The following is a 20,313-nucleotide window of genomic DNA, read 5'->3' on the forward strand; positions in this document are numbered from 1 at the left end:
CAACTGAGCATTGTGTGTAATGACTAGTCGACGGAGGCGCGATGACGGCCCTGGAAGTCCGGCGGCCCAAGTTCGATTTCACCGGCGACGTGCCGTGGGAGTGGAATCCGGCCAACCCGCAGTTCTCGTTCTTCATGAACGCGACGTCGATCATCGCGGTCTGCTTCGAGCAGATGATCGTGGCCGCTGTCCAAGAGGCCGCGCCGTTGATCACCGACCCCGAGGCCGCCGCGGAGGCAACGGCTTTCCTGCGTCAGGAGGCTCAGCATTCCAGCACGCACCGCAAGCATGTCGCCGCGCTGATCCGCCGGTACCCTGGCCTCGCGAACACCCTTGACGACGCGATTGCCAGCTTCGATCACGTCACCAAGACCACGCCGCTCAAGTTCCGGCTGGCCTACGTCGCCGACCTGGAAGCCACGTTCACGCCGAGCTTCAAGATGATGCTCGACAACGAGGCGACCCTGTTTCGCCCCGGCGATGATCGGGTGGCGTCGCTGCTGATGTGGCACTTCGTCGAAGAGGTCGAACACCGCAGTTCGGCCCTGGTGGTCTACGACGCGGCCATCGGCGACAACTGGTATCGGATCAGGGCGCTGCCTGCCGTTGTGCGCCATCTCATGAGCGTGATGCGCATCATCGCCGAGGGGGTGAATGAGGCTGTCCCCGAGGCGGATCGCAAGGTCGATGCCCGCACCCTGCTGCCGGCGTTCGGCATGCGCCAGACAGTGAAACAACGGTTCGCGCGCCGCACGGCATCGACGCCGAACGCGTTCGCGACCGTCCCGCGTCGAGAGCGCCTCATCGCGGCGGGCCGGGTGTTGATGAGCCAGACCCCCTTTCACGATCCCGCCAACGACCAACTGCCGGAGTTCGCCGACCGGTGGTTCGCCCGCTGGAAAGCGGGCGACGACATAACGCGCTGGTACACAAGTCAACCCGTCGCTCCAGGAGCATGATGGCCGAACAATGCACTCCAGCCTTCGACGCGATAGCCCGACCGCTCGGCGGATTCACGTGTGAGCATGCGCCGGCGTTCATTCACCTGCGCAACCCGCTGGCGCTGAGCAATTGGACCCTGCCGGTCCTGGAGTTGATGATGGTGGTGGGCGCTGTTCTCGCGCTTGCCTACTCGATCCGGCGGCTGCGCCGGCACGGCGATCCGATCAACCTGGCGCTGTGGTGTGCCACCGTGATCTACCTGTTCGTGATCGAGATTCCCCAGTACTTTCCGACCGTGTTCGGCATCCAGGATCAACTCGGGGTGGTGTTCGCCCACAACGTCTTCACCGTGGAGTTCCTGTTCGATCGGCTGCCGCTGTACATCGTCGCCCTCTATCCCGCGGTCATCACCCTGGCCTTCGAAATCGTCCGTGGCCTTGGGGTTTTCCGTGATCGTGGCGTGGTCGTCGGCGCCATCTGCGTCGGCTTCGTGCACCATTGTTTCTACGAGGTGTTCGATCAACTGGGTCCGCAGCTTCGGTGGTGGGCATGGAACACGGCCAATCCGATCAACCATCCGATGTTCGCATCGGTACCCATGTCCAGCATGTTCATCTTCGCCGTACTCGGCCCGATCGCGGTGACCCTGCTGGTGATGCTGCTGGTCGGCCGCAAGAGCGGGCCGTCGGCTCCGCGGGGATGGGGGCTGGGCTGGCGGACGACGCTTGCGGGCGTTCTCGTGCCACTGGGATTGGTGATACTGAGCATTCCCACCTCGCTATTCGGCGGCGACACACCCAACACCACGGCGCAAGCAGCCGTCTTCGCAGCCGAATTGGCGATCGTCGCGGCGATCGCGGTGCCGGTACTGGTCCGGCAATGGCTGCGCACCCGAAACGATCTCGAGCCGAACGAATTCGTCCGCATCTTCGGGCCGATCTATCTGATTGTCCTGGGAGCACTGTGGGTCAGTGCGCTCGGTGACTATTTCGCGGCGGCGAACGGCATCACTTCCGACGGGACGCCGACGGGAAGTCTGGTTTACGCCGTGGTCTGTTTCCTGGTCTCAGCGCTGGCGGTCGCCTCGAATGCCGGCGCCACGAAGCGCCCCAGAGCCTCGCGCTCCTCGCGCACGCTCGCAATCGGCGAGTAGGCCAGCGATACGACGATGCGCACGATCCATTGCGCCGCTTGCGGATCGTCATCGGTGATCCCGGAGAGCTCGGCGGCAAGATGAGCGAGCACCGGGGAGGAATGCAATCCCCTCACCTCCAGTAGGTTGCCTGCGCTGAACATCAGGCGCCGCAGCGGATCAGATCGGATCTGCTCCAGTGCCACGGTGATGGCGACGATCACCCGATCCGAACCGGTGAGACCCTCGACGGCGCGCCGGACCTTGTCGACGATGCCGGCCGCCAGGCGCGTCAGCACCGCGTCGCGAATCTGAGCCTTGCCCCCGGCGTGGCGATAGACCGTTGCGCGCGAGCAGTGGACCGTCGCCGCCACGGTGTCGATGTCGAGGGCGTCCAGCCCCTCGCGGATGACGAGGTCGGTCGCGGCTGCGTAGATGCGATCCGCGGCCGCGGTTCGGCGATCGCCACCGAGTACCCAGTCGTCCCGAACCATGCCTGCCTCCCTGCATCACTGTGGCGATATCTTCGCAATTGTGAGACACCAATGTCGCGAGATCTATTTATTTGCCCAGCTCAATAAGCATTGATGAGACAACCCAGAGACCTAGCTGGCGGCTCGGTTCGCGACATTGTCGATCGCGATTGACGCAGCGTGTGCTCGGGGCTCAGCGTGATGAGATGACACTGGCGGATACCGGGCTCGGGCTGGCGCTGTTCGAGGACCGGTACATCCAGGATCCGCACGAGCTCTACGCCCAGATGCATCGGGCGGGACACGTCCACCGCATCGGGGAGTCGAGCTTCTACGCCATCAGCAGTTGGGCGGCCGTCAACGAGGCGGTCGCACGGAGCGGCGATTTCTCGTCCAACCTGACCGCCACGATGATGTATGAACCCGGCGGCGCGGTAACCGCTTTCGAGATCGGCGAACTCGGCGGGGAGGTACAGGCGCTGGCGACTGCTGACGAGCCCGCGCATTCGGTCCACAGGAAGCTGCTGCTACCGCAGTTGGCCGCCAAGCGCATCCGCGCCTTCGAGCCGTACATCGCCGACACCGCGACGCGCTTGTGGGAGGAGGCCGCGAAACACGGTGGTATCGAATGGATGAGCGCGATGGCAAATCGTCTCCCGATGATGATCGTCGGCCGGATCATCGGGGTGCCCGATACTGATATCGACACGCTCATCGAGTGGGGGTACGCGGCCACCCAAATGGTTGAAGGCTTGGTGAACCAAGCCCAGATGGACTCCGCGCGCGTCGCGGTGCTGGAGCTCAGTACCTACATCTCCGAGCAGTTCGGCCGGGCCGCAGCACAACCCCGGGACAACCTGCTAGGCGACCTTGCCTCGGCATGCTCGAGCGGCGACCTGGGCGACGTGGCAGCGTTGACGATGATGATCACGCTCTTCAGCGCCGGGGGCGAATCCACGGCCTCGCTGATCGGTTCTGCCGCTTACCTTCTCGCGACACGCGCTGACATTCAACAACAACTACGCGACCGCCCCGAGCTCCTCGGGGCGTTCCTGGAAGAGGTGCTCCGCTACGAGCCGCCCTTTCGCGGGCACTACCGCCACGTCGTCAACGACACCGAACTGCTCGGCACCGAGCTCCACGCTGGTTCACGCCTGCTCCTGCTGTGGGGCGCGGCCAACCGTGACCCGTCCCACTTCGACGACCCCGCCGTGTTTCGGCTCGACAGAGCGGAAGGCAAGGGGCACATCAGTTTCGGCAAGGGCGCGCACTTCTGCATCGGAGCGGCACTCGCCCGGCTGGAGGCCAGAACCGTCATCGGGCAACTGCTCGAACGCACCTCGGCGATCGAGGCGGCCGAAGTCGGGAGATGGCTACCCAGTCTGTTGGTGCGGCGCCTCGAGCGGCTCCAGCTCACAGTTGCCTGACTGGGCTACCCGCCGAGGTCGGCCCGGACCATCCGCTCAATGTCTTCTTCGGATGTGTGCATCAGATGGCTGAATATCGTGGCATACGGTTCCCTGAGCACTGCCCGTCCTTCGGGCGATCGCAACTCGTAGATTCCCTCGCTTACGGGAATCGCCTCGACACCAGAAGCGAATCCCTGCGCATATAGCGTGGGGCCCAGAATGGGTGCGCGGACAACACTTCTGGCGGTCGAAGCCCACACCCAGACCAAATATTTCTCGGCGAGGTCATACGTGGAGAACCTGGCCGTGTCGTTCTGTCGCTGGTGCCGGTCATCGACGGTGTCGACGACCCACCAGTCGTCGTCGTGGCGAAGATGAACCGAGTAGTCATCCGAGTGGAAAAGGATGGTGCAGTCGGGGCAGGACGTCGATACCGACAGATTGGTGAGCTGTCCCAATTCCGACCAGTAAAGCCAGTTTTGGGACAGCCGGCCAAAGTCGGCAGCCTCGGTCACGCGTAGCCGAGGTACCCGGAATCAAGCAGTGCTTGCACCGGTGCGTCCGTCCCGTCCGCGTACGTGAGGCGGTATTGGATCGCTCCGCCGGGCTGACCGAACCACGGAGCGGCCTGGGACTGCTCGATGTGAATGCCGGGGGGAAGGGCTGACGGGTCCTTCACGACGTACGAGAAGTACGGCGAGACCTGGCTGGCCGGGGGCAGCGACAGTTGGGCGAAGTGCGTGCCTGCGGGGGCCAGGAACGCTCCGCCGGGGTAGCCCCAGCGCCCGATCGGAGTGCCTGCGGGAAGCTGGATGTCGGGGACGATTGTGCCCGGGATGGCGTACGGCTTGCTGGGGTCTTGGTCATTGGGGTAGACCGCGCCAGAGCCATTGGGGTTGATCTGCATCTGGCCGGGGGCCGGCGCGGGGGGTACTGGGACGTAGACCGGGTACGCCGCGGTGTATCCCTGGAAAAGCCAGGAGTCTTGCGCCAGCGGCTGAGCCCCGGCCGCGCCTGCGCGACCGAAGAACAACCCCGCTGCGCCGCCGACACCGCCGACACCGCCCCAGTTGGTCACGTGGCATTCGGTGTTCGCGCACTCAACGGTTCCGGGGCCGCCGATCCCGCCGCGACCGCCGACGCCGAACAACAATGCACCCCTGCCGCCGTTGCCACCGGTCGCGCTGGTCGCCGCCGAACCGCCCTCGCCGCCATTGCCGAGGAGCAATCCGGCCGATCCACCGTTGCCGCCATTACCGCCGTTGATGCTGGTGGTGCCGCGACCGCCGGCTCCGCCGTTGCCGATCAATCCCGCGTTTCCACCGACGCCGCCGTTGAAGCCGTTGCCGCCATTACCGAACAGCAAACCACTGCTGCCGCCGTTGCACTTGGTGGCCGCGGCGCAGGTCACGCCGTCGAAACTGAACCCGTTGCCGATCAACAAACCCGCGTCGGGATGAGACAGAGTTCCGTTGGAGACGAAGACCGCCAGGAGGGTCTCCGGGGTCATCGGGCCCGAGACCGTCAGCGCCGCCGACGGCGTGGTCTTGCCCGCCGAGGGCGTGACGTTCACCGGGGCTGCCGTGCGCGCGCTCTGGCTGGACTGGACTTTCGACGATGACGAATCAGCGGACGCCGACGGTGTCGCCGCCAGCCTGGGGGCGACGGTCGCCGCGCTCGGCGCCGCGTTCGACGAGGCGGTGATCGTCGCGTGGGCAGCCGCGCCGGACCGAGCGGACCGGGCTCCGGAACCACCGCTGCGGGGAGCCTTAGATGCGGACGAGGTGGAGGCATTGCTGTTCGAGGAGCCGGCCTTACTCGAGCCGGCGTCGGCGCCGGCAACACCCAGCCCTTGGGGGCCGGCGAGCGCCAAGCCCGTCACCAACGCCGCCGCGCCGATCCGCGCGGTGAGCCCGACTGCGACGCGATTGTTCCTTGACGACCCCGACTTCGGCATGCTTCCCCTTGCGTAACTCGCGACAGACGTGGAGAACGTAACAGCAAATATTGACGCTGTCCACGAAAACTCGTCACTGTCCAGGTAATCGACAGGAACTCCCAAAACTGTTCTGGCCCTTGCCGCCTCGGTCACGAAACGGCAGAGCCGCCCGGCGGCGGACATGCCGGGCGGCTCTTCTGCGGCTCAGCCCGACGGACTCAGGCAGCGGCGCGGTGGGACGAACCCGTCGAGCGAGCGGGCTTGGCGGTGTCACCCGCGGTCGCCGATTTTGCCGCTGCCGCAACCTTTTTGCGTGACGGCACGGCATGATCCGCGGTGGCCGCCGGTGCGACCGCGGTCAGCTTCGGCGTCGCCTTGGGCAGCGCCGCGCGAACCGCTGCCGCACTGCTGCTGGCCGGAAGCGCGGGGGCGGACGGGGGCTGCAGCCCCGCGATGTCCTGGCCCGCGTCGTGGATGCCCTGCTGGATTGCGCCGATCAGATCCTTGGTGAACGTGATCGGATTGATCCTCGGGATCAGCCCGAACGTCGTGTATTGGCCCGAACTGGCGGTGCGGTCGTAGCCGGTGTCGATCATGACTCGCAGGGCCGGAGACACCAGGTCGACGATCGGCGTGACGATCGCGGACGTGCCCGTCCATTTACCAAACCCAATGAGCGGCTGCATGATTGGTAGCACCTTGGTCGGGATCGTGATGTAGGTGGTGTTGTTGTAGTACTGGAAGTTCTCCGGGTGCAGCAGGGGGTTGAGCTGGTCTTGCAGCTCGGCGTTGGTGTATCCGTCGGGCAGTACCCACGGCTTGGTGTTGCCGTTGGGCGCGATGTAGGTGGTGTGGATGTAGACCAGCCCCAGCAATGCATTGGCCATGGCTAGCACGTTGAGGGGATAGGCCGGGGCGTCGCCGACCGGGTCGTACTCGAACGCGATATCGGTCACCGGGATCGGGAGGGCCCCGAGGAGGCCGCCGGTGGTGTCGGTGGGGGTCGGCACATCGGTCGAGATCTTCAGCCCGGGGATGTACTGAAGGAAACCGAGGCGGGTGAAGATGCCACCGTTGGGCTTGTACGGATTGCCGGCGATGACCACTTGCAACCGCTGCTTCAGCGAGTTGTCCAGCGAGGTGAGGTTGCGCAGTTCGTTGGACACCACCGCCGCGCCCTGAGAGAAGCCGTAGATCACGACGTCGTCGTTGGTGGCGGTCAGTTCGTGGATCAGCGCACCGTTGAGGTGCGTGACGCCGGTGCCCACCGAGTCGTCCCACTTGTCGCCCTGCAGCCCGCCGACCAGTGGCCACAGCGAGGCCGGGTAGTTGATGCCCTGGAGATCGCATGAGGTGTCGCACGAGGTTGCGCCAAGGTAGTAATCGCGAACATTCGTCAGAAAACCGTCGACGAGGTTCGCGTTGGACGTCCCGGTGCCGGGCACGATCAGACCGGTGGTCGCGGCCAGCGCAACGGCCGAGGTGAGTACCGATCCGATCCCGAGAATCACGGCCGCGAACAAGGCGAGGACAGGGGCGACCAAGCGCCGGGCGCGATGCATGGATCACATATCAGCAGTAACGCGAGCTATGCGCAAGGCAAACTCCTGGCAATTCGCTGTCATACCCCCGAGCCGGTCATGTCTGGCACTGCCACATGATTGCCAGACGTCCCCGCTCTAGCGGTGGCCGCCACCCACTTCGGCGGGCAGTGGTGGCGGCAACGGTGTCGTCGACGTCGGGGTGGTGCTTGTTGGTGTGACCGACGTCGTCGGCGCCGATGACGTCGAAGTCGAGGTCGAGGTCGAGGTCGAGGACTGAGACTGCGGGCCGTGGAAATCCACCCACGACTCCGTGCGAACCACGCTGCCGCCGGAGCTGATCGCCAGCGAGCTCGAGCTCACGGTGTACGTGATGCCGTCGTTGGCTGCGGTGTACGAGCCGCCGCCGGCGCTGGATGCGGACACCACGAGCTTCGCGCCATCGCGCACCCGGACGCCGCGGTACTCATATCCACCGGACGTCTTGCAGATCGCAACCCGTGAGCTGTCGGTGCTGCCGAACAGCACGGCGGCGTCTGCACACCGTGCCGTGGAGTCGAGATAACCCTGAGAATCGAAGGCGGGGGCGGCGCCGGCCTGCGGTAATGCGGTCGCGAGCAGCGCAAAGCATGCCGCGGCCGCCGCAATGCCTGCGGCGCGGATTGTGTGAGAGGACATTGCTTCCACGACACCACGGTGGATGCGGGCGGGCGAGCGCCGATGCCGAGAATCCACGAGATCGTTAGTTTTCTGAGACCGCGGCCAGGGCGTTTGTAGACAGATTTCCGATTGTGTACTGTGACCGAGCGCACAGTCGATACTGTCTGGGCGTTGCACCACTGTCGGGGGATTTGAGATGGAGTTTGGGATGCGAGATCACGCAGGCGCTCGGCCGATGCCGCGCCGCGCACTGAAGGCACTTGCGACGGTCCTCTCGGCCGTCGCGTTGCTCCTGGCGTCGGCGCTGCCCGCCTGGGCTGCCGATTCGATCACCCTCACCTGGGTGCGTCATGGCGAGTCCTACGGCAACGTCGCCGGTGCCGGGATCGACACCAAGGTGCCAGGGCCGGTGCTCACCGATCTTGGCGAGCAGCAGGCGGAGGCTATCGCGCAGCAGCTCAAAGACGGCGGCTACGACAGCATCTACGTCTCGAACATGATCCGCACCCATCAGACCGCTGCGCCGCTGGAAGCCCTTCTGCCGGGCCTCCCGGTGCACGAGGAGGCGGGCATTCACGAGATCAGCGCGGGCATCTTCGAAGGTTCGCCCATCGACAGCGGGCTGGGCCGTATCGGCTACTTCCTGATCCCGGTGGCCTGGACCCTCGGGCTGCGCAGCCTGCCTATCCCCGGCGGAGAAACCGGCAATGGATTCGAGGCGCGGGTCAACGGAGCGATCGACGACGTCATCACAGGAGGTGACACCAAGCCCCTGCTTTTCTCGCACGGCGCGACGATCATGGTCTGGACGATGATGAACGTCGACAACCCGGACGTCCTGCTGATGCTCACGCACCCCCTTGGTAACACCGCCGTCGTGGTCGTGACGGGCAATCCGGACGACGGCTGGATGCTGCAGAGCTGGGATGGCATTGCGATCAGCCAGAATCCGTCGCTCGGCGGCCAGCTGTTCGTCAACCTCCGCAATCTGGTCGTGGCCCCGCAGACCGCGGTCTACAACGTCGTGCAAGCCGTCAAGTCCCGCGATCTCACCAAGGTTGTGGCCGCCATCCGTGACGGTGTGATCTCCGTCGCGAAGGCCGGCGTCGACTTCGTCAAGGACTCGGTCACCGACATCGCGCAGGCGATCCGTGGTGCACTCCCGGGTGCGGCAGCGGCCAAACCCGCTGCCACCAAGGTCAAGTCGACCGCGGCCGCCGTGGCAACCGACGAGACGGCGACCGGCGCGACGGATCTGACCGATGGCAACAAGGTCGAGCCCGCGAAGGTCGGCGCCGGCCGCGTGGCCGGCTCGTCGCCGGCGGCGTCGGACCAGGACGGCCAGAGCGCGACAACCGGCAAGGCTGACGCCGGCGCCAAGAAGGGCACCGGCTCGAGCCGGCGGGCCAGCGCGCATAAAGCGGCTGCCTGACAAACGATTTCGGACCCCTCCGCTTGGCGTGGAGGGGTCCGTTTCGTTGTCAGCCCAGATACCGCGACTCGAGCACCAGGTCGGGAATCAGACTCTGGTACTCCATGTGGCTGCGGTGTTCCACTGTCTCCCAGCCCTTACCTTGCTGGTCGCGCATGAAGCCCCGGTACTTCGGGGAGCCCGGAAAGCCGACGTTGTCGGCCACGACGATGGCACCCTGGCGTAGCCAGTCGCGCTCGACGATGCTGAGCAGATCGGTCAGGTAGGCGTTCTTGTTGTGATCGATGAACAGGAAATCCAATGTGCCTGAAGCGAATCCGCACTCATCACGCAGCACGTCGAGGGTTCGTCCGCCATCGCCGATCGTTCCCACCACGCAGGTGATGCGTTGTTCGACGCCTGCATGCGCCCAAATCCGCTGGGCCACTGCCGCATTCGCCGATGATAGCTCGACGGAGAAGATCTGGGCCGACGACGCGGCGCGGGCGATCCGTAGCGCGCCGTAGCCGCAGTAGGTGCCCAACTCCAGTGCCAGGCGCGGATCAGCACGGCGCACCGCGGCGTCGAGCAGGGTCCCCTTCTCGTCGCCGATATTAACCAGAAACGACTTCGCGTAGGCGTACTCGTCGATGGTGGCCAGCACGTGGTCGATGTCACCACGGCGGGCGTTGGCTTCGACGTAATCGGCCGCTGCCGCCTCCCGGCCGTCACCGATCTGACCGGTTCTGTTGAAATTGCGGATACCGATGCCGGTGCGTACCACCGACCATCGCAGCAGCGGAAAACGCTGGCCAAGCCTCATGTCCCCACGCTACGTTGTGCTCGGGGGTGCCACTGAAGAGGGATTGTGTGCTGGCAGATTCATCATCGCCGGCCGCCGGGGGACGCGGCGGCCGGATATTCGTAGCGGTGGGCTATGGCGTCATCTGCCATGTCGCGTTCGCGTTGGGTGTGGGCGCGATGATGGTCGCGATGTACTTCGGGATGAGCCGCTCACTGGGCACCCTCGCGGCGCCGTGGAGCTGGATCGCCAACGCCGCGCTGCTCGCACAGTTCCCCCTCGTCCACTCCCTGCTGCTCACCGGGCGGGGCAGGGCACTGGTCAACCGGCTCGGGCCACGCGGCACCGGCACGACGTTGGCGCCAACCACGTTCGTCACCGTCGCGTCGATTCAGGTGCTCGCCCTGTTTGCGCTGTGGTCGCCGTCGGGGACCGTCTGGTGGCAGGCGCACGGAGCCGCGTTAGGTGTTCTCGACGTGCTGTATGCGTGCGCCTGGTTGCTGCTCGGCAAAGCGATGGTCGACGCCGGCCTTTCGGTCCAAATCGGCACCTTGGGTTGGGTCGCCTTGTTGCGCGGTCGCCGGCTCGTCTATCCGAAGATGCCGACGACCGGACTTTTTCGGTTGACGCGGCAGCCGATCTACGTGGCCTTCACACTGACGGTCTGGACCGTGCCAACGTGGACGCCCGACCAACTGGCGGTGGCTGCCACTTTCACGGCGTACTGCCTGGTAGCACCCCTTTTCAAGGAGGCTCGATACCGCCGCATCTACGGTTCCGCGTTCGACAACTATGCGCGAAAGGTGCCCTATTGGTTACCGTTGCCGGGTAGGCCACGACGTCCTTCGGGGAGGCATTGTGAACCTGCTGCTGGTCGGGTACGTATCAGCAGAAGGCAGGGCTGACACCGAAGGACAATTCATTGCTGCGAGCGACCGCCCGGCTAGCCATCGCCGCGCCACGAAGGGTGGTCGCCGTTGCCATCCTCGTGATGGTGGCGATCGGCATCTTCGGCGTACCCGTCGCCAAGAATCTCTCCCCGAGCGGGTTCGCTGATCCGACCTCCCAATCGTCGCGGGCCACCGACCTGCTCACCGACAAATTCGGCCAGGGTGACGTCCAACTGCTGGTGGTCGTCACCGCGGGCGATCGGTACGACAGCCCGGCGGCACGTACGGCCGCCCTCGACGTCATCGATCAGCTGAAGCGCTCCGGCCACGTCATCGGGATCACCTCGGCCTGGACCTCCCCACCACAGGCGTCGGCCGCACTGGTCAGCCGCGACCAGAAGTCGGGCCTCATCACGGCGGGAATCACCGGCAGCGAGGCCAACCAACAGGCCTACGCCAAAGACCTGTCCGACCAGATCACCCGTGACCGCGACGGCATCGTCGTGCGAACCGGTGGGACGGCGATGGTGAACCTGCAGGTCACCGAACAATCCCAGCACGATCTGCTGCTGATGGAGTCCATCGCGATTCCGCTCAGCTTCCTGGTCCTGGTGTGGGTCTTCGGTGGCGTGTTCGCCGCCGCACTACCCATCGCCGTCGGGCTGGTGGCGATTCTCGGTGCCCTGGCCGTCCTGCGGGTGACGACCTTCTTCACCGACGTCTCGATCTTCGCGCTGAACCTCACCACCGCGATGGGCCTCGCACTGGCGATCGATTACACGCTGCTGATGATCAGCCGCTATCGCGACGAACTGGCCGAGGGGGCAGACCGCGAGGACGCGCTGATGCGGACCATGCTCACGGCGGGTCGCACCGTGCTGTTCTCGGCCACCACCGTCGCACTGTCCATGGGCGCGATGGTGCTGTTCCCGATGCACTTCCTCAAATCGTTCGCCTACGCCGGCGTCGCCACTGTCGCATTCGCGGCGATAGCGGCGGTCGTGATCACGCCCGCCGCGATCAGTCTGCTCGGTGATCGGCTGGACTCGCTCGACGTGCGCCGGTTGTTCCACCGCATCCTCGGCCGAGCCGAACCCGCACAGCGGCCTATCGACGAGCACTTCTGGTACCGCTCAACGAGATTCGTGATGAAGCGAGCGGTGCCGATCGGGTTGGCCTGTGTGGTGGTGCTGGTGACTCTCGGTGCGCCCTTCCTCGGGGTGCGCCCGGGATTCCCCGACGACCGGGTCCTGCCCTCGTCGGCGTCGGCCCACCAGGTGGGTGATCGGCTGCGCGGCGATTTCAACAACAATTTCGAAACCGCCATCCCCGTCCTCATCCCTGATGCCGACGGTCTTTCCGACGCGCAGATCGCCCGGTACGCCGCCGACCTGTCGCGAGTCAACGACGTGACGACCGTATCCGCGCCAATGGGTGCGTACGTGGGCGGAAACCTGGTGGGACCGCCGTCGGCGGCCACGGGCCTGGCGTCGGGTAGCGCGCTGATCACGGTGGAAAGCACCGCTCCGCTGTTCTCGGACCGTTCCTCCGATCAACTCGACCGACTCCATGCCGTGAGTACGCCCGGTAACCGGACGGTCGAGTTCGCCGGTACGGCGCAGACCAACCAGGACAGCGTCGACGCCATCATCTCCAAGCTTCCCATCGTGTTGGGCTTGATCGCGGTGATCATGTTGGTACTGCTGTTCCTGCTGACCGGCAGCATTGTGTTACCGCTGAAAGCCTTGGTGCTCAATGTCTTGTCGTTGACGGCGGCGTTCGGCGCGATGGTGTGGATCTTCCAAGATGGCAACCTCGGTGCGTTCGGCACGACCTCCACCGGGACCCTGGTGGCGAACATGCCAGTTTTGTTGTTCTGCATAGCTTTTGGGCTCTCGATGGACTACGAGGTGTTCCTGGTCTCGCGCATCAGGGAGTTCTGGCTGGCGTCACCGCAAGGCGGAGTGGCGGATAACGACGAGAGCGTCGCGCTCGGGGTGGCCCACACCGGCCGGGTGATCACCGCCGCCGCGTTGATCATGGCGATCTCGTTCGCCGCCCTGATCGCGGCGCATGTGTCGTTCATGCGGATGTTCGGGCTCGGCCTGGCGCTGGCGGTGATTGCCGACGCAACACTGGTGCGGCTCGTCCTGGTGCCGGCATTCATGCACGTCATGGGCCGCTGGAACTGGTGGGCGCCAAAACCGCTGGCGTGGATGCACCAAAGGGTAGGGATCCGCGAAGGCGGTCCGGCGCGGCATACTGGTTGATGTGGGAAGTAGGGGGTCGCAATGAAGGCTGGTGAACCAGTGGGTACGGGATCTCGTGTTGAAGACATGCGTCCGATCAGTGTTATCGCCGGTGTGCGTGGTGAATTGCCGCCTTACCGGTTCAGTCAGGCTGAGATCACCGAAGCCTTCCTAGAGATAGGCGGGTACGGCGAGTACGAAGAGATCCTGCGCAAGCTGCACCGCAGCGCCAAGGTCGACAACCGTCACCTCGTCCTGCCGCTGGATCAATATGCCGAGCTGACCGATTTCGGCCAAGCTAACGACCTGTTCATCGAGCACGCTGTCGAGCTGGGGTCGGCCGCGGTCGCCGGTGCGCTCGAGGAGGCCGGCCTGCGTCCCGAGGACGTCGACCTCGTCATTTCGACGACCGTGACGGGTGTCGCGGCCCCGTCGTTGGAAGCCCGGATCGCCGGTCGGCTGGGGATGCGGCCCGACGTGCGACGGGTGCCGATGTTCGGGCTGGGCTGTGTGGCCGGCGCGGCAGGCGTGGCCCGGCTGCACGACTACCTGCGCGGAGACCCCGACGGCGTCGCAGTGTTGGTGTCGGTGGAGCTGTGCTCGATGACCTACACCGCGCACAAGCCCACATTGCCCGGACTGGTCGGCAGCGCACTGTTCGCCGACGGGGCCGCGGCTGTCGTCGCGGTCGGTGAACGGCGAGCCAAGCAGATCAACGCCAGCGGCCCCGACATCATCGACTCGCGCAGCCATCTGTATCCAGATTCGTTGCGCACCATGGGTTGGGACGTCGGCGCATCCGGCTTGGAGCTGGTGCTGTCCGCCGATCTGCCCGAGGTGATCGAGCGTTACCTACCTACTGATGTCACCGAATTCCTTGGCGCACATGGTCTTAGCATCGACGATATCGGCACGTGGGTTTGCCACCCTGGTGGTCCGAAGATCATCGAAGCGATCGTGGACAGCCTCGAACTGCCTGAAGAGGCACTCGAGCTGACCTGGCGCTCGCTGGCCGATATCGGCAACATCTCCTCGTCTTCGGTATTGCACGTGCTGCGCGACACCATCGCCAAGCGTCCGTCAGCCGGTCCTAGCGTGATGATGGCCATGGGTCCCGGGTTCTGCTCGGAACTGGTGCTGCTGCGCTGGCACTGATGATTTGGTATGTGCTGCTCGTTGCCGCGGTCGGGCTGGAGCGAGTTGCTGAACTAGTCGTCGCCCGGCGCAATCTCGCCTGGAGCCGGGCTCAAGGCGGTATCGAATTCGGCGCGAGCCACTATCCGATCATGGTCGTTCTGCACACCGGGCTGCTTGCCGGCGCCCTGGTGGAGGTGATCGGTTTACATCGGCCGTTCCTGCCCGTGCTCGGCTGGCCGATGCTGGCGATAGTCGTTGGCGCGCAAGGCTTGCGCTGGTGGTGCATCACCACGCTCGGCCAACAGTGGAACACCAGGGTCGTGGTCATTCCCGGTGCGCAACGGATCGTCGGCGGACCGTACCGGTTCTTCAGCCACCCCAACTACGTCGCGGTGATCGCCGAGGGCATCGCGCTGCCACTGGTGCACACCGGGTGGATCACCGCACTGGTCTTCACCGTCCTGAACGCCGCGCTGTTACGGACCCGGATTCGCACCGAAAACGCCGCCCTGGCAAGCCTGTCGTGATCGATCTTCTGGTCGCGGGTGGCGGGCCGGCCGGGCTGGTCACCGCATTGCACGCCGCGCGGGCCGGACTCTCGGTGACCGTCGTCGAGCGGCGGACGCCGCCGATCGACAAGGCCTGCGGTGAGGGGATGATGCCCTACACCATCCAGCAACTGGATGCGCTCGGAATCACGCCGCCGGGCAAGCCGTTTCGAGGAATCACGTATCTGGATTCGGAACGCACCGTCGACGCACCGTTCCGGGCCGGCTCCGGTCTCGGGGTGCGCCGCACGGCGCTGCACAGCGCGCTGGTGGACGCGGCGTGCGCGGCGGGCGTCGACCTGGTCACCGCCCATGTCGGATCGATCAGTCAGGACTCGGATTCAGTTCAGTGCGCGGGATTTCGGGCACGCTACCTGGCTGCCGCCGACGGCCTGCACTCACCGATCCGGCGGTCGCTCGGCCTGGCCCTTCCCAGCCGAGGGTCGCGTCGGTGGGGGTTGCGGCGGCACATCCACGTGCCGCCATGGAGTGAACGGGTCGAGGTGTACTGGGGAGACGGTGCCGAGGCCTATGTCACCCCGGTTGCCGACGACTGCGTCGGCATCGCGATCCTGACAGCGCGGCAGGGCTCCTTCGAGAGCCGACTCGCCGGATTCGGTGCGCTCAGTGACCGCGTGAACGGTCACCCGCACGGACCCGAGCGCGCCGCCGGCCCCTTACGGCAACGGGTGGCGGGCCGCACCGCGGGACGCGTCATGCTGGTCGGCGATGCCGCCGGCTACGTCGATGCGCTGACCGGTGAGGGCCTGGGCATTGCGTTCGGCGGGGCCGAGTTGTTGGTGAATTGTGTTCTGGCCGAGCGGCCGCAGGACTACGACCGGCAATGGCGGCGGATGTCGCGGCGCTACCGCGTACTGACCGCAGGTCTTCTGCACGCCGTCGAGTTCGCGCCGACACGGTCGCGGATCATGCCCGCGGCAACGGCGTTCCCGAGCGCGTTCACCAGGATTGTCAACCTGCTGGCGTACTGACCGGCGTAGGCTGCGCCGCTATGAGCAACGGCCCGCGCGGCGACGCGGACATCCCGGACATTCCGGACTGGAATCGCTTGCTGGACGGCCGTGTTGCGGTGGTGACCGGGGGCGGTGACGGTATCGGAGCGGCGATCGCGGCGCTGTTCGCCGCGCACGGCGCCACGGTGGAAGTCGCCGAGATCGATCCCGTTCGCGCCGAGCGGATCAGCCACGACGTGTCGGCCGCCGGCGGCGTGATCCGCACCCACGTGATCGACGTCACCGTCGACGACGACGTCGCGCGCCTCGCCGACGCGGTGCTGACCGAACACGGCCGGGTGGACGTGGTGGTCAATAACGTCGGGGATTACCGGCCGCTGGTGGCCTTCGACGAGTCGACGCCGCAGAGCTGGCAGCGGATGTACGACATCAATCTGCGGCACATCTTCGCGGTCACCCGCGCGTTCGTCCCGGCGATGATCCAGGCGGGCAGCGGCAATATCGTCAACGTCCACTCGGTGGAAGGCATGCGTGGGTTCCCGCGCGACCCGGTCTACGGCGCGATGAAAGCCGCTGCCGCGCACTTCACGACGTGTCTGGCGGTTGACCTTGGCCGGCACGGGATCCGGGTCAACGGCATCGGCACAGACCTGACCCAGACCCCGCAGGTGGACTATCTCACCGGTTACGAGGATGTCGACCACCTGTGGCAGTCATGGGCGCCGGTCGGCCGGGTCGGCTGGCCCGACGATCAGGCGAGGGTGGCCTTGTTCCTGGCATCCGAGCTGTCGGCGTTCGTCACCGGCCACAACATCCCGGTCGACGGTGGAACGAAAGCCGGTGGGGGCTGGCTATTTTCACCGCGCGCCGGGCGGTTCGTCAACCGGTCGAAGCACCTTTAGCCCTTCAGTAATCAACAGTTCGGCAGATTTCGTGTGCCGAATCGGCCCGAGTCGTTCGCGCCCATCGGTAGCCTCGGGGTTGATGACTACGGAGGTCGGATGACGGCAGACGGCGGCGAACGCGGTCTGGCGTCGGCGCTGGGCGCGGCACCAGAGTTGATCACCGTGCGCACCGACGGGTTGGCGCACATGGACGTGTTCGCTGGGTGTCCGCCTGAGCTGCTGCGGCCGCTGGCCGCACAACTGCAGCCGTTGCAGGCGCCGGTCGGCCAGGTCCTGACCCGTCAGGGTGAGCGAGCGGTGTCGTTCCTGCTCATCCAGTCCGGCCGGGCCGAGGTGAGCCACATCGGCGACGACGGCGAGGTCGTCCTCGGCGAGGTGTGCGCCGGCATGATCGTCGGGGAGATCGCGCTGCTGCGTGACAAGCCCCGCACAGCCACGGTGACGGTCACCGAACCCTTGACCGCCTATATCGGCGACCACGCGGCCTTCGAGATCCTGGCCCACCTGCCCGGCATCAGCGAGCGCTTGGTGCGCACGGCCCGGCAGCGGCTGGCGGCTTTCATCACCCCGATCCCGATCGTGCTCAAGGACGGCACCGAACTGATGCTGCGACCGGCGCTGCCCGGTGACAGCGAACGCACATCGAACGGGCCGATCGAATTCTCCAGCGAGACGCTCTACCGCCGATTCATGTCGATGCGCGCGCCCAGCATGACGCTGATGAACTACCTGTTCCAGGTCGACTACGTCAACCACTTCGTCTGGGTTCTCGTGGACGGCGCGGACGGCCCGGTCGTGGCCGACGTGCGGTTCGTCCGCGATGAGTCGGATCCGTCGCTGGCCGAGATCGCGTTCATCGTCGGTGACGCGTACCAGGGCCGCGGCATCGGCAACTTCATGATGGACGCGTTGGTCATCGCGGCGGAGGTTGGGGGAGTGAAGCGGTTCTCGGGGCGCGTACTGTCCGACAACGTGCCCATGCGGACGATTCTCGACCGCTTCGGCGCGCAATGGGAACGTGAGGAGCCCGGAGTGGTGATCACCGAATTCGACGTGCCGAAAAGTGATGCGCTGCAGATCGATCCGGTCTTGGCTGCCGAGATCAGGGCAACCGTGCGGCAAGTACTCCGGGCGATCGGCTGACATGGCCAGGCCCGCGCTGAACAAGGACACCAGGCTGTGCATATCGCTGGCGGCCAGGCCCAGTAACATCGGCACCCGGTTCCATAACTACCTCTACGAGCAACTCGGCCTGGATTTCATCTACAAGGCATTCACCACAACCGATATCGCTGCCGCGATCGGGGGAGTGCGGGCGTTGGGCATCCGTGGGTGTTCGGTGTCGATGCCGTTCAAGCAGGATGTGCTGGCGCTGGTGGATCAGGTGGAAAAGTCCGCACGCGCGATCAACGCCGTCAACACGATCGTCAACGACAACGGCGAGCTGACCGCTGCCAACACCGATTACACGGCCGTGCAGCGACTGATCGCCGAGTACGGTCTTGATACGAGCGTGGCGGTGCTGATCCGTGGCAGCGGCGGGATGGCGAGCGCGGTGGCAACGGCGTTCCGGGACAGCGGATTCGGAAACGGCACGATCGTGGCCAGGAACACCGACAGCGGGCTGGAGCTGGCGGAGCGGTTGGGCTACGAGTGGCGCAGTGAGGTGGGCGATCTTCGTGCGCCAGTGATCGTCAACGTGACGCCGATCGGGATGGCAGACGGCCCCGAGGAACATGAACCGGCGTATGGCGACGACGTGATCGCGGCTGCGCACACGGTTTTCGATGTCGTCGCGCTGCCGTCGGAAACGCCGTTGATCGCCTCGGCTCGCGCGGCAGGCAAGCAGGTCATCACTGGCGCCGAGGTGATTGCCTTGCAGGCGGCCGAACAATTCGAGCGCTATACCGGGGTGCGGCCGAGCCCGCAACAGGTCGCTGACGCGTCGGCGTTCTCCCGCGCCTAGATCCTACGGAAATGCCACCGCTCTAGTCCTTTTCGTCGTCTTTGGGGAGCAGGCGTTCTGGGTGGTGGTAGTCGTTGGTGCCGCCTCGCAGTGGGACGCCTGGTGGTGGAGTCCAGTGGGTGTTGCCGCCTGGGAGTTGTTGAGTGGTCCAGCCGTCGTTTTCGGCCAGCAGGTTGTCGCATTTGCACGCCAACGTGAGGTGGTCGATATCGGTGGTGCCGCCGTGTTTCCAGTCTTTGGTGGCGTGGTGGACCTGGCTGTTATAGCCGTTGACGGTGCAGCCGGGTGCGGTGCAGCCACGGTATTTGGCCAGCAATATAATGCGTTGATCAGCTGAAGCCAGCCGTTTGGATCTGCCCAGCCACAAGGATTTTCCGGTGACACCGTCGAAGACCGCCAGATAAGGGTTCGCCGGCGTGGCCATGCGAATCAGGTCTGAGATCGGGATCAGTGTGCCGCCCGCAGTGACCGCGTGGCCGGCACCATTCTGGAGGTCCTGCAGGGTGGTTGTGACGATGACCGTGACTGGTAACCCGTTGTGCTGACCCAGTTTCGGATCACCCAGCCGGCCACCCACCAACTCGGCTAGCGCGTCATGTTGGCGTTGGGCGTGACTGCGCAGATCGTCGGGCTGCGGTGCGGCGAACTTCGCCAACCAGGCGTCCAGCATCGCCCGCAGCTCAGGTGTCGCGGTCAGCTTTCCCACACTCATGCCGTCGGCGCGTTGACCCCCACACCACAGGAAGCCACGCTTACGGGCCCGGTCTTCCTCGGAGAACTTCCCGTCGGGGTTGAGGTGAGTCGCGAGGCGGTCGGCGACCTTCGCGAGCTGATCGGGCCGCAAATTCTGGGCGTGCTCGGCCAAGGACTTCTCGGCCTTGTCCACTTCGACCGGCCCCACATGGTCGGGCAGGTCGCGGAAGAACTTCTGGATCACCTGCACATGCTCACCGTCGAGGTCCCCGGCCTCCCACGCCGAGGCGGTGTTCGGGAGCAAGGCGGGTAACGGGTCGCCGGTCAACGTGGTGCGCGCCGTCAACTGTTCAGCATCACGCACCCGCCGCCGTGCCGCAGGACGGCTGATCCGCAACACATCAGCCAACACGATCGGGATCGGCGGGCAGCCCTCGTAACGCTCCAGATGGGTGATCTGGGTGTGTGACACCGCGACCAGACGACGCACCACGGTTTCCAGTCGTTCGATCGGCGCGAACCGCTCCGGCGCGGGCAGTTCCTCGATATCAGCGGCGCCCAATAGTTCGACCGCGGCGTCGAGCGCATCCAGCGCCACCGTTATCGAACTCATGTTCGAATACTATGCCCACACACCGACCC

20 protein-coding genes are annotated in these 20,313 nt (G+C 65.5%); 13 read left to right on the forward strand and 7 right to left on the reverse strand.

The genetic code is table 11. From position 1 onward, the window contains the following. The first annotated feature begins 41 nt into the window (after positions 1-41). On the forward strand, positions 42-959 hold the full coding sequence (locus SLQ31_RS06110; RefSeq protein ID WP_319430543.1) for a metal-dependent hydrolase: 918 nt from the start codon (positions 42-44) through the stop codon (positions 957-959). Then, on the forward strand, positions 959-2,095 hold the full coding sequence (locus tag SLQ31_RS06115; RefSeq protein WP_319430545.1) for a hypothetical protein: 1,137 nt from the start codon (positions 959-961) through the stop codon (positions 2,093-2,095). The genes SLQ31_RS06110 and SLQ31_RS06115 overlap by 1 nt, the downstream gene beginning before the upstream one ends. Here the strand turns inward: SLQ31_RS06115 and SLQ31_RS06120 are convergent. Continuing rightward, entirely contained in the window at positions 1,984-2,568 is a 585-nt protein-coding gene (locus SLQ31_RS06120; RefSeq protein ID WP_319430547.1) for a TetR/AcrR family transcriptional regulator, read from the reverse strand. The two genes, SLQ31_RS06115 and SLQ31_RS06120, sit on opposite strands and share 112 nt — an antisense overlap. A 185-nt stretch (positions 2,569-2,753) precedes the next feature. Between SLQ31_RS06120 and SLQ31_RS06125 the strand changes: the two genes are divergently transcribed. Continuing rightward, the gene (locus SLQ31_RS06125) at positions 2,754-3,974 is read left to right on the forward strand and encodes a cytochrome P450 (RefSeq protein ID WP_319430549.1); all 1,221 of its coding nucleotides are present in this window, start codon (positions 2,754-2,756) and stop codon (positions 3,972-3,974) included. 5 nt (positions 3,975-3,979) lie between these two features. Here the strand turns inward: SLQ31_RS06125 and SLQ31_RS06130 are convergent, their stop codons facing one another. Then, the gene (locus SLQ31_RS06130) at positions 3,980-4,471 is read right to left on the reverse strand and encodes a hypothetical protein (RefSeq protein ID WP_319430551.1); all 492 of its coding nucleotides are present in this window, start codon (positions 4,469-4,471) and stop codon (positions 3,980-3,982) included. Continuing rightward, positions 4,468-5,466 carry a TNT domain-containing protein gene (locus SLQ31_RS06135; RefSeq protein WP_319430553.1) on the reverse strand — a complete coding sequence of 333 codons (999 nt, stop codon included), beginning with the start codon at positions 5,464-5,466 and terminating at the stop codon, positions 4,468-4,470. Before SLQ31_RS06135 ends, SLQ31_RS06130 begins: the two co-directional genes overlap by 4 nt. Between SLQ31_RS06135 and SLQ31_RS06140 the strand changes: the two genes are divergently transcribed. Further along, on the forward strand, positions 5,429-5,929 hold the full coding sequence (locus tag SLQ31_RS06140; protein WP_319430555.1) for a hypothetical protein: 501 nt from the start codon (positions 5,429-5,431) through the stop codon (positions 5,927-5,929). The two genes, SLQ31_RS06135 and SLQ31_RS06140, sit on opposite strands and share 38 nt — an antisense overlap. Positions 5,930-6,113: 184 nt before the next feature. Here the strand turns inward: SLQ31_RS06140 and SLQ31_RS06145 are convergent, their stop codons facing one another. Then, complete coding sequence (locus tag SLQ31_RS06145; RefSeq protein WP_319430556.1) at positions 6,114-7,457, reverse strand: PE-PPE domain-containing protein; 1,344 nt, start codon at positions 7,455-7,457, stop codon at positions 6,114-6,116. A 117-nt stretch (positions 7,458-7,574) separates the two neighbouring features. Next, positions 7,575-8,114 carry a hypothetical protein gene (locus SLQ31_RS06150; RefSeq protein WP_319430558.1) on the reverse strand — a complete coding sequence of 180 codons (540 nt, stop codon included), beginning with the start codon at positions 8,112-8,114 and terminating at the stop codon, positions 7,575-7,577. Positions 8,115-8,304: 190 nt separating this feature from the next. On the opposite strand from SLQ31_RS06150, the gene SLQ31_RS06155 reads away from it, so the two are divergent. Beyond that, positions 8,305-9,528, forward strand: coding sequence for a histidine phosphatase family protein (locus SLQ31_RS06155; RefSeq protein WP_319430560.1), 1,224 nt, complete (start codon positions 8,305-8,307; stop codon positions 9,526-9,528). Positions 9,529-9,577: 49 nt separating this feature from the next. Here SLQ31_RS06155 and SLQ31_RS06160 read toward each other — a convergent pair whose 3' ends face one another. Next, positions 9,578-10,330, reverse strand: coding sequence for an O-methyltransferase (locus SLQ31_RS06160; RefSeq protein ID WP_319430562.1), 753 nt, complete (start codon positions 10,328-10,330; stop codon positions 9,578-9,580). 47 nt (positions 10,331-10,377) lie between these two features. On the opposite strand from SLQ31_RS06160, the gene SLQ31_RS06165 reads away from it, so the two are divergent. The 8 genes from SLQ31_RS06165 (at position 10,378) to SLQ31_RS06200 (ending at position 18,978) form a co-directional block, all read left to right on the forward strand. Further along, positions 10,378-11,214: an isoprenylcysteine carboxylmethyltransferase family protein gene (locus SLQ31_RS06165; protein ID WP_319430564.1), complete on the forward strand. Its 837-nt coding sequence runs from the start codon at positions 10,378-10,380 to the stop codon at positions 11,212-11,214. Between the two features lie 17 nt (positions 11,215-11,231). Beyond that, positions 11,232-13,469 (forward strand): MMPL family transporter, encoded by a 2,238-nt coding sequence (locus SLQ31_RS06170; RefSeq protein WP_319430566.1) that lies wholly within the window; start codon positions 11,232-11,234, stop codon positions 13,467-13,469. Positions 13,470-13,544: 75 nt separating this feature from the next. After that, a complete protein-coding gene (locus tag SLQ31_RS06175; protein ID WP_319432875.1) occupies positions 13,545-14,603 on the forward strand; it encodes a type III polyketide synthase in 1,059 nt (352 codons plus the stop codon). Beyond that, on the forward strand, positions 14,603-15,112 hold the full coding sequence (locus SLQ31_RS06180) for an isoprenylcysteine carboxyl methyltransferase family protein (protein WP_319430568.1): 510 nt from the start codon (positions 14,603-14,605) through the stop codon (positions 15,110-15,112). Before SLQ31_RS06175 ends, SLQ31_RS06180 begins: the two co-directional genes overlap by 1 nt. Next, on the forward strand, positions 15,109-16,125 hold the full coding sequence (locus tag SLQ31_RS06185) for an NAD(P)/FAD-dependent oxidoreductase (protein ID WP_319430570.1): 1,017 nt from the start codon (positions 15,109-15,111) through the stop codon (positions 16,123-16,125). Before SLQ31_RS06180 ends, SLQ31_RS06185 begins: the two co-directional genes overlap by 4 nt. Positions 16,126-16,145: 20 nt before the next feature. Next, positions 16,146-17,009, forward strand: coding sequence for an SDR family NAD(P)-dependent oxidoreductase (locus SLQ31_RS06190; protein ID WP_319430572.1), 864 nt, complete (start codon positions 16,146-16,148; stop codon positions 17,007-17,009). A 99-nt stretch (positions 17,010-17,108) separates the two neighbouring features. Further along, on the forward strand, positions 17,109-18,155 hold the full coding sequence (locus tag SLQ31_RS06195) for a GNAT family N-acetyltransferase (RefSeq protein ID WP_413641515.1): 1,047 nt from the start codon (positions 17,109-17,111) through the stop codon (positions 18,153-18,155). Between the two features lies 1 nt (position 18,156). Continuing rightward, a complete protein-coding gene (locus tag SLQ31_RS06200; RefSeq protein ID WP_319430574.1) occupies positions 18,157-18,978 on the forward strand; it encodes a shikimate 5-dehydrogenase in 822 nt (273 codons plus the stop codon). A 22-nt stretch (positions 18,979-19,000) separates the two neighbouring features. On the opposite strand, the gene SLQ31_RS06205 is transcribed toward SLQ31_RS06200, so the two are convergent. After that, positions 19,001-20,284, reverse strand: a complete 1,284-nt coding sequence (locus SLQ31_RS06205; RefSeq protein WP_319430576.1) for an HNH endonuclease signature motif containing protein — start codon at positions 20,282-20,284, stop codon at positions 19,001-19,003. Positions 20,285-20,313: the final 29 nt, after the last annotated feature.

The organism is Mycobacterium sp. RTGN5, assembly GCF_033804465.1.
Lineage (GTDB): Bacteria > Actinomycetota > Actinomycetes > Mycobacteriales > Mycobacteriaceae > Mycobacterium.